Origin of the sequence: Streptomyces sp. NRRL S-118, assembly GCF_000716335.1 — a bacterium.
Taxonomy (GTDB): Bacteria; Actinomycetota; Actinomycetes; order Streptomycetales; family Streptomycetaceae; genus Streptomyces.
Window position 1 is genome coordinate 39,711 of record NZ_KL591038.1, and the last position, 8,777, is coordinate 48,487.

The window sequence follows — 8,777 nt, forward strand, 5'->3', positions numbered from 1 at the left end:
CCGGGGGCGACGCCGGTGCTCGCGTGGTGTACCAGTGTCGGCGGGCGCCGCCCTACGTCCGGATGACGTACGGCGGCGCTCTGCGTCGCGCTTGATGGGGCTGCCCGGGGATGGCCGCCCCCGGGTTCACCGGCGGTAGCGCAGGAACGTCGCCGCGAGCTCGGGCAGCGCGCGGACCACGGCCACCGTGTCGGTGCGGTGCGCGCGGCACAGGGCCACGACGCAGACGACGGCGGGCGCACAGCACGCCGAGGCCGAGGATCCAGGGCAGGGCGAGCAGTACGTCGATGGGCATGGGTCCTCCAGTGAGTGAGTGGAAAGAGTCCTCCCGTCCCGGACAGGCCGGGTCGGCGGGAGCACGTTGGAGGACCGGTGGGTTAGGCCCGCAAGAGGGCAGGCTCGCCACGGCGCCCCCGTACAGAGGGCGCGCGTGCCCCTGTCCGGTGGCGCGGAACTTCCATTCCCACGGCACGCCTTGAGGTGCGGCCGGGAGGCGCGGAGCAGGAGCGGCCCGGCGCCCGGCGGGCGTCGGGCCCGCCATGGCGGACAACCTGGGGGCGCGGGGAGGACGCGAAGCGGCTCGTGACGGCGCCGGGGATCGCGCGCGCTCGCGCGCGGTGGGTCGAGGCCGTACGCGGCATCTGGGGCCTGGCCGTCGCGCTCGAGCGGGAGGCGGCGGTCGGTTATGTGACTGCTGTGGTTCGTCCGGTGACGGTTGCCGAGCAAGTGCGGTGTGACATCTGCCACTTGATGCTCGGCAAAGGGCAGGGGGTGGCGCCGGGCAGCGTGCGTCTTGCCAGGTCACGGGTCATTGGTCGAATGTGAATCCGACTCTCGCGACTACGTTGCGTCCCCAGGCATGATCGCTCGGTCATTTTTCTTGAGGTGGGCGTGAGTGTCGGGCCCTGGAAATCGACAGGGTGGGTCCTGAGGGCCAACGGAGCCCTCGTACGGGCGAGTCGCCCGTACTCGTTTTCGGCACCACCGCCTCGATGACGAGGACCGAACGGTGGTCAACGCATAGCGGAGGCCCGTGTGAGAGATGGCGACGTCAACGCTGACGGTTCGCCCCAGGACAGCGCCGGCGGCCAGCCAATGGCCGACGAGGTGCTGAACCTGCCCCTGGACTTCGAGGCCTTCTACCTGGGCCATCAGGAGTTCTTCCACGCGTACGGCGAGATCCACCTCGGCAGCCGACGCGCGGCTGAAGAGGTGGCCCACCAGGTCTTCCTGGAAATCCTCGGCGGCTGGGACCAGCTCCTGCAGGAGGGGGACCTGGAGCAGCGCACGCTCGCGGTGCTGCACCGCCACGTCCGCGCCCGGCTGGAGAAGGAGGGCCGTGAACCGGCCTTCGTCATCAACGGCCCGATATTCCGTGCCCTGCGCGAGGCGAAGGACAAGCTCGAGCTGATGGAGTCCAGCAGCGGCCTGTATGAGGCGATCACCGGACTGCCGACCCGGCAGTTCGCCGTCATCGTGCTGCGGCACCTCCTCGGCTACGAAACGTCGCGGATCGCTCGCTTCATGGGCCTGCATGAGCGGACGGTCGACTACCACGGCCGCAAGGGCAAGGAGCGCCTGCGGGCTCAGCTTGGGCTCCCGGCGCCGCAGCGAGCCAAGAACAAGAATAAGAAAGGGACGGGACAGTGACTGCCACCATCGATGAGCTGTTGGCCAAGGCGGCCGTGCCGGTGTCTTCGTCGGCCACGTTCGACGTGGCCGCAGCCCTGCGCCGGCTCGCCGCGGACGCGACCAAGGCCTCCCCGACCCCGGACATGGCACGCGCGGCCGAGGCGGGCAAGCGCCTGGCCGTGGTCTGCCGCTGGGTCTTGAACGAGCCGGGCGCAGCCGTGCACGTCGACCGCCTGGCCGAGGACACCTACGGCACCGAGCGGGGGGAGGAGCACCTGGACGTCGACGGCGCGCTGGTCTTCGCCTGCCTGCTGTACCTGACGGGGCACCCGGAAAGCGCGCAGTTCTGGTGGCAGCTTGCCGCCGGAGCCGGCAACCGCGCGGCCGCGTACTGCCTGCACCTTCACCACCTGGCGCTGGGGGAGAGCAAGGAAGCGCAGCACTGGCTGCACGAGGTGACCCACTCCGTGGTGGACTCCGACGCCCCGGACGAGACGTTCTTGGACTGCCTGGAGATGTTCGCCCGCTACGTGCGCAACAACGGCTCCGCCGCCACCCCGCCGACCGGGGACCTGGAGATGGAAGTCGACCGCCTGGCCACCAAGGACTCCTGCATCATCGTCGGCGGCCCCGACCGGCGCCTGGCCGACCAGCTCCACGACTTCGCCCGCCGCTGACCGCCCGCCCCCGCTCACAGCGAAGGAGCCCGTCCTCGACCCCCGAGGTTCCGAGGCCACCGGGTCGAGAGGGCTCCTTCGTACGACGCACCCCGAGAAGAGGAACATCTGCCATGCACGATAGCCCGCCCCGCCGTACAGCACGCACGATCCGCCGATTTACCGCTCGGTTGGCCTGCTGGGTTCGCCGCCGCAGGCGCGCGGCACTTAGCCACCTGCTGCGCGGCGCCTGTTACGGCATCGGTACGGGCCTGATCAGCCTCATCACCTTCTGGATCCAGCACCGGGCCTGAATGCGAGGCGGGCGTCCCGGTGGTCGTGGTCCGCTGGCCGCCGTGCCGGGGGTGTGGAAACGGCCGCCTCCGTGGAGGAGGCGGCCGCTGGGGCACTCAGTCGGACGGTGCTTCAGACACGGTCATGGAAGATCGTGTACCAGGGGTACGTCCCCACCACGGCGCCGTCGGCCGTCACGGCTTCCAGCGTGTAGAAGTACGTGTTCCCCTTCGTTGCCGTGAGGTCCGTCCACGTTCGGGCGTCGGCCGGGAGCAGTCCGTCGTGCTGGGACTCGTACGTCTTGGTCGCCGGGTTCCACCGGCTCACGCGGTAGCCGGTGACGGTGCCGCACCGGGTCGTGTCGGTGCACTGCCAGTCGACGGACGGGCGGGCGGCCGTCGGGTTGTGGCTCAGGCTGCCGAGGTTCCAGTCCCGGGTGACGGTCACGGAGGGCCGGACGTTGAGCTCGGTGGCCTCGACGGCGATGACCTTCGGGTCGCTCGGGTGCAGCCCGTTGCCCCAGTGGTCCTTCGCGATAACCGCGTACACGCGAGTCTCCCCGTCCGGGAGGTTGCCGCAGAGGATCGCGAGCGGGTTGCTCACGCCCTCCCAGCAGCGGTCGGGGCCGAGCCACTTGACCGTGCCGTCGGCCTGCCGGGCGCCGGCCCACACCACGTACTCGTCGATGTCGTCCTCGGGCGAGGCGGCCCAGCTCACCAGCATCCCGTCGCTGCGCGGGATGACCTTCACGCCGGTGACCGGGCCCGGCGCCACTGTGTCGCCGGTGCGCACGACGAGCGGGGCGGAGTACGCCGACTCGTTGCCGTCCGGGTCCACCGCCGTGACGGCGTACGTCACGTACGTGTTCACGGGCATGCCCAGGTCGACGCACGCACCCCCGTTGCCCGCCTCGTTGCTCCCCTCTTCGGCGCAGGCCACCTCGGTGCGCGCGGCCGGGTCGAAGGTCTTGCCGGGCGAGCGGTACACGCGGTAGTGCCCGCCGTTGTCCCAGTCCTCGACCCAGCGGCCGCCGGGCGCCGTCCAGTACACCGCGGTGGAGCCGGGACGGGCGACGGAGTTCAGGCCGCTCGGGGACCCCGGCGGCGTGCGGTCGACGCCGTCGCCGGCGACCGTGGCGTAGACGCGGTAGTACTGGTTCGCGTTCGTGGGCGCGCTGGTGCGGTACGACGTCGTAGTCGCCGTGATGAGCAGCTCGAACGGGCCGGTAGCCGCGGACGAGGCGTACACCTCGTACGTCGCCGCGTCGGAGACGGCCTGCCAGCTCAGGGTGGCCATCCACGCGTCGCTGACGACCGTGAGACCGGTCGGGGCCGCCGGGCCCGTGCGGTCCACCGTCGCGGCGGTGACGTCGACGCTGCCGGTGGATTCGCGGCCGGCCTTGTCCACGGCGCGGACCTCGTACAGGAAGGTCTGGCCGGTCGCGGGCGGCGTGTCGACGAAGGAGGGGGTGGTGAGCAGAGAGCTGCCGCTGACCTTCGCCCACGGGGTGGTGCTCAGCCGGCGGTAGACGCGGTACCCGGCGAGGTCCATCTCCTTGTTGGCCGTCCAGCGCAGCGTGGTCTTGGCGGTGTCCCGGCTGTACGCGGCGGTCAGACCGGTCGGGGCCAGCGGCTTGACCGTGTCGACGCTCGCCTCGGTGCGCGGGGTGTAGGTGAACCCGGCGTAGGCGGAGCCAGTCCAGGCGACGTAGTCCACACGGATCGTGTGGCGGCCGGCCGGGATGTTCAGGTCCACGGTCTTGCGCGCGGTGGTGGAGACGTTGGTCCACAGGTTGATCTTGCGCACGCCGTCGACGTAGACGCGCATGCCGTCCTGGGTGGCCGCGGCAAGCCGGAAGGGACCGCCGGAGCCGAAGTCCCGGGTGAGGGACCAGCGGATTGAGAAGTTGTCGTTCGGCAGCGTGACACCGGCCGGGTCTCCAGAGCCCATGTTCTCGGCGATGGCCGAGTCACAGGCGGTCAGCTTCGGGGTGCCGCTGAACGAGGTGTTGGCGAAGTACTGCGCCGTCCACACCGGAGAGGTGCAGGTAACGGCCGCGGAGGCCGGGACGGCGGTGATCAAGCCGCCGACGGCGGCGAGAACGGCCGTCGCGGCCAGCGTACTCAGCCGGGTACGAGTCATCACAGAGAAAAGGGCCCCTTTCGGACCATGGCGGATCACGTGCAGTGTCAGACGCCTGTGTGACTCGTGAGGCGGCGGCGGGGTTGCCCTCACCCCCGCACGTTTTTTCGGGAGGACCTCCGGATTTCGGGGGACGTCCCGACCGCTCACCCGTAGCGGCGCGGCGTCCAGTCGAGGACGAGCGCGGCAAGCTCCACGGTGAAGCCGGTGGCACGCAGGTCGTACGATGCACGATCGCGATGCGCCTCTCCTTGGCGCGGCGACCCGCGTACGGCGCAACCAACCGCTCCTCGGCCGCCGCGCCGTGCCCCCGGCCGAACATGTAGCAGGTGTGGCAGAGCCGTCCGCGGAAGTCGCCCCAGGCCAGGCAGCTCGGGAAAGAACTGGTCGGCTTGACGTAGCCTTCGGGAAGCGTGCCACCAACTCGCTCCGGCGGCAGCGCCAACTGCCCCGGCGCTTTGGCACCCGCGTCGACACCTGCCCCTACAACTCCACCAGGGCCGACTACAAGATGTGCTGACCCGCCCTGCAGACCCGGCCCGCTGCGTCACCTGATCGGTGCTTTTGCCTGTACGGCCACGCCGGCTGCGGCATCGTCGTCTCCGGGCGCCTCACCAAGAGCGCCCGGAGACACACGAAGCATACGGAGGGACGGGCATGAGTGAGCGGGAGACGTGGACGACGGAGGAGTTCGGCACCTCGCACGAGGGAGCGGTCGGCGTCCTCCTGGCCGACGGGACCGTCCCGGCCCCCGTCGTCCTGGACATGAGCTCCGGCGGAGGAGGACAGCCGGTCGCGCAGTGGAGCATCTACAGCGGCCGCATCGCGCACGGGCCACGCGCGGCCGCGCTGCGCGCGGTGTGCTCGTGCGGCTGGACCGGTAGCGAGCACCCGCTGGACTGGGACGAGATCGGCGAGCACGACCTGGCCGAAGCCGGAGCGGGCACAGCGGACAGGTGCATGCAGGACTGGGATGCGCACACCACCGAGGTGGAAGCGTCAGCTGTCCCTCTGCCGGAGACGATCACTACCTTGCTGGCCCAGCTGGAGGAGGAGATCGAGAAGCTGGCGAAGACCTCCCCGCTGGCCGCCCTGCGAGCAGCCCGCCGAATGGAAGTGACCGCCGCACAGGTCGGGTACTGGCCGGCCCACGACGCCCGGCGAGAGACGCCAGCAGAGCAGGCAGCTGCCGCCCTCGGGCTGAACGAGTCCGCCGCAAACACGCTGCTAGCCCGCTTCGGTCGCTTCAGCCCCTACCGCTGAACACCTGCCCGCAGCCGCAGTGTCCCGGAACACCCCCGGAGCACCGCAGCTTGCACGCCAAGGATCGCCTGCAGAGCTCGCCGACCGTACAGAGCTGCCCCACGCGGCTGCCGTCCGCGCCGCGGCAGAGCGATACCGCCCCGCGATGCGGTACGGCTCCAGAGTCACTAGACGTCGCTCGCCGAGGCGGTCTTCTTCGGCCGGCCACGGCCTCGGTCGGGGCGCGGCCTGGACCTGGTTGGCGCGTACAGCTGGTCCTCTTGCGGCCCGGCTCACGGCTCTCGGCCACCAGGCCCCACCGGCCGAACTGCTTACGGGCGCTGCCCGCGGCGGACGGGCCGGTGTAGCCGAGGTACTCGGCCACCTTGCTGATGCTCCACAGCTCCCGAGGCTGGCAGATGTAGGCGTCGACCGTTCCGGGCCCCAGCGCGGTCGGCGGCGCACGTAGCGGTCCGGCTCGGGCAGGTACCCGGTTCCCCGGAGCGTGTCCCAGCCCACCGTGCTCATCGGGCATTCCGCCGTGCCGATGTTCCCCGACGCCGGACCTCAAGCCAGCCCGAGAACGACCGGGCCCCCGGCACACGCCCGAGGGCCCGGTCTGCAGGGCGGGAGCCCGCGCCTACCTCAGCTTGTTCAGGTCGCGCTGGCTCATGCCGAACCGCACGTTCGGCTGGTCGTACCTGAAGGGATACCCGACGATGAACGCGGAGGCGATGAGCACGCCGTTGGGCAGGTATGTGCCAGTTGCCCGCTCGATCAAGTGCTTCACACCGTAGCTGCCAGCGGTGAGCGTCTTGATCGGCGTGATGTTGTTGCGCAGCCACAGGGCCGTCTTCACGATGAGGTCCTCATTACGCCGCAGGTGCTCGCGCTCACCGGCGAGTTCGGCGCGCCGCTGCTCGGTGGCCAACCGAGGGGAGTTGAAGACGCCGATACCGAAGTTGCCGAGCCTCTCGTGCTCCTCCATCACTTCGGCCAGGGTCGGCCAGTGGAGCTGGCGGCGGCGAGCGTTCAAGTACGTCGTTTCGGTGGCGGCCTGGAAAGCGCGAATCCACGACTTCTGACGGTGGTTCTGGGTCATCAGGTGCTCCTCGCAGGGCTGCCCACGTCCCCCGCACGGATGTCTGATGACCTGGCGGAAGTGCTGGGCGCGATTCGGAGAACCTTGTCTTCGCCGTCACGGCGTACGTGGGCCACCGTGACTCGGAGCGGGCAGGCGCTGTCTGCCAGGAGCAGCATACCCATCTGCTCACTCATGAGGCCCGCCGCGAGACCGGAGAGCACGCCACCATGCACGAGATCGGCCGGGACGGCTCCCACCCACCGTCACACCCTGGTGCTTGCGACGGGGCCCGCTGCGACCGGGCCGGAGCGCCTGCCCCTCAGTTGAGCAACGTCGTTGAAACGCCGCATGACGACTCCTCCAGCGCCCCGTCCCGCTGCCTGCGAGGTCCGAACTCCTCGCCCTGACGATCGCACTGGCCGCCGGCGCCGCCACCCCGGCGGCCGGTGCGCGTACGTCGACAAGCGGACCAACAGGTGCGTGGCGAGGTCGGGCGGCGGGTGCGGCACGGGCATTGTGGTGAAGTACTGATGCCCCGCTGGTGCAGCCGCCCAGCGGGCCCTGGGCGGTGCGACCGCCCAGGGCCGTGACCCTTTCAGGGTCTGTGCCGCGTGCTTGGCTGCCGCTTGGGGGTCAGCCGCGCGGTGCGGTGGTGGTCCAGTTGTAGTCCTTGCCGCGGAAGCAAGCGTTGATCCGGTTGACGCGGGCCTGTGTGCCGCACCGTTCCTTGGTGGTGTACCAGGGGCTGATGCGCAGTCCGGCCTGAGGGACCTGGGCTGCGGTCTGGTGCAGCCCGGCGTGGGCGATCCAGGCCTTCTGGCGCTTGCACTGGGAGTCGTAGCGCCAGACGAATTCCCCGCCCATGGAGCGGAAGCGGACCTTGAGCGCGTCGTTGTCCGGAGCGAGGACCCAGCTGGAGGTGCGGTCCCACATGAACGTCTTGCGGGGCTTGTAGGAGCGCCAGGCGGTGCTGCACTTCTCGTCCGGGCCCTGCTGCTTGGCGCGCTGCTGGGCCGCTACGCCGACGACGGTGTCGGTCGGCTGTGCGTCCTTGTCGAAGACGGCGCCGGCTCCGGCGGTGAGGGCTCCGGCCGTCACACCGAGGGTGGCGACGGCGATGGCCACGGGCCGGGCCCTGCGGGAGGTGAGGAGGGACATACGGATGCTCCTTCGATGACGTACGGACGAATCCGGTGACCGGCCGGCGGTTTTGACGCGCCGCGGCGGCCGGGGATGGTGGGTTGCTCGCACCGGGTCGTCGGCACCGGCGTGACAGCGAGCGGGGAATCGAGGCGGCGGACCCGGATGTGCCGTCGACGAGGGGCGTGGTCCGGGTGGGCCGGTCGATGCGATGAGCCTGCCGGTCCCGGTGAGCGTCCGGCAACGGTTGTGGGCGGCCGGGACAGTCCGGGGCCGTCCCACCCGGGTGTCTGCCCTGGTCACAGGGGGTGCGGCGGGTACTCGGGGCGGTGGCTCAGGGCTTGCCTGAACCATGTGGATGCGTCCCTCTCGGTCGCCGGCATCCCACGCACCGCCCGGCCGACGCGCCCTGTCATCGCTTTCGACCGCGGCAGTTGGCGGCGGCCGGGACAGGGGCATGAGCTGGAAGGACATTCCCGGACTGTCCCGGCCGCCCCGGGATCTTGCTGGACACCCGGGCGTCGCGAAGTCTCCTTCACCTGAGCCCACCCCAAGAGCACCGTGAAGGAGACCGTGATGGCCCAGGT

At 70.5% G+C, this 8,777-nt stretch carries 6 protein-coding genes; 3 read left to right on the forward strand and 3 right to left on the reverse strand.

Annotation, left to right across the window (positions count from 1 at the left end; genetic code table 11):
- Positions 1–1,035: 1,035 nt before the first annotated feature.
- Both IH00_RS0135045 and IH00_RS0135050 read left to right on the forward strand, forming a co-directional pair.
- Positions 1,036–1,650 (forward strand): RNA polymerase sigma factor, encoded by a 615-nt coding sequence (locus tag IH00_RS0135045; RefSeq protein ID WP_031080362.1) that lies wholly within the window; start codon positions 1,036–1,038, stop codon positions 1,648–1,650.
- Positions 1,647–2,309 (forward strand): hypothetical protein, encoded by a 663-nt coding sequence (locus tag IH00_RS0135050; protein ID WP_031080363.1) that lies wholly within the window; start codon positions 1,647–1,649, stop codon positions 2,307–2,309. The genes IH00_RS0135045 and IH00_RS0135050 overlap by 4 nt, the downstream gene beginning before the upstream one ends.
- Positions 2,310–2,714: 405 nt before the next feature.
- Here the strand turns inward: IH00_RS0135050 and IH00_RS39230 are convergent, their stop codons facing one another.
- Positions 2,715–4,724: a PA14 domain-containing protein gene (locus tag IH00_RS39230; RefSeq protein ID WP_052411884.1), complete on the reverse strand. Its 2,010-nt coding sequence runs from the start codon at positions 4,722–4,724 to the stop codon at positions 2,715–2,717.
- A gap of 657 nt (positions 4,725–5,381) precedes the next feature.
- Between IH00_RS39230 and IH00_RS0135060 the strand changes: the two genes are divergently transcribed.
- Positions 5,382–5,987 carry a hypothetical protein gene (locus IH00_RS0135060; RefSeq protein WP_031080365.1) on the forward strand — a complete coding sequence of 202 codons (606 nt, stop codon included), beginning with the start codon at positions 5,382–5,384 and terminating at the stop codon, positions 5,985–5,987.
- A 619-nt stretch (positions 5,988–6,606) separates the two neighbouring features.
- Here IH00_RS0135060 and IH00_RS0135065 read toward each other — a convergent pair.
- Positions 6,607–7,068, reverse strand: a complete 462-nt coding sequence (locus IH00_RS0135065) for a hypothetical protein (protein ID WP_031080366.1) — start codon at positions 7,066–7,068, stop codon at positions 6,607–6,609.
- Positions 7,069–7,683: 615 nt separating this feature from the next.
- Positions 7,684–8,208, reverse strand: coding sequence for a hypothetical protein (locus tag IH00_RS0135075; protein ID WP_031080368.1), 525 nt, complete (start codon positions 8,206–8,208; stop codon positions 7,684–7,686).
- Positions 8,209–8,777 lie beyond the last annotated feature (569 nt).

What these genes read in the sequence shown, in the direction of transcription:
- IH00_RS39230 (WP_052411884.1), bottom strand. Translation starts at nt 4,724, where the DNA reads ATGACTCGTACCCGGCTGAGTACGCTGGCCGCGACGGCCGTTCTCGCC.
- IH00_RS0135060 (WP_031080365.1), top strand. Translation starts at nt 5,382, where the DNA reads ATGAGTGAGCGGGAGACGTGGACGACGGAGGAGTTCGGCACCTCGCAC.
- IH00_RS0135065 (WP_031080366.1), bottom strand. Translation starts at nt 7,068, where the DNA reads ATGACCCAGAACCACCGTCAGAAGTCGTGGATTCGCGCTTTCCAGGCC.
- IH00_RS0135075 (WP_031080368.1), bottom strand. Translation starts at nt 8,208, where the DNA reads ATGTCCCTCCTCACCTCCCGCAGGGCCCGGCCCGTGGCCATCGCCGTC.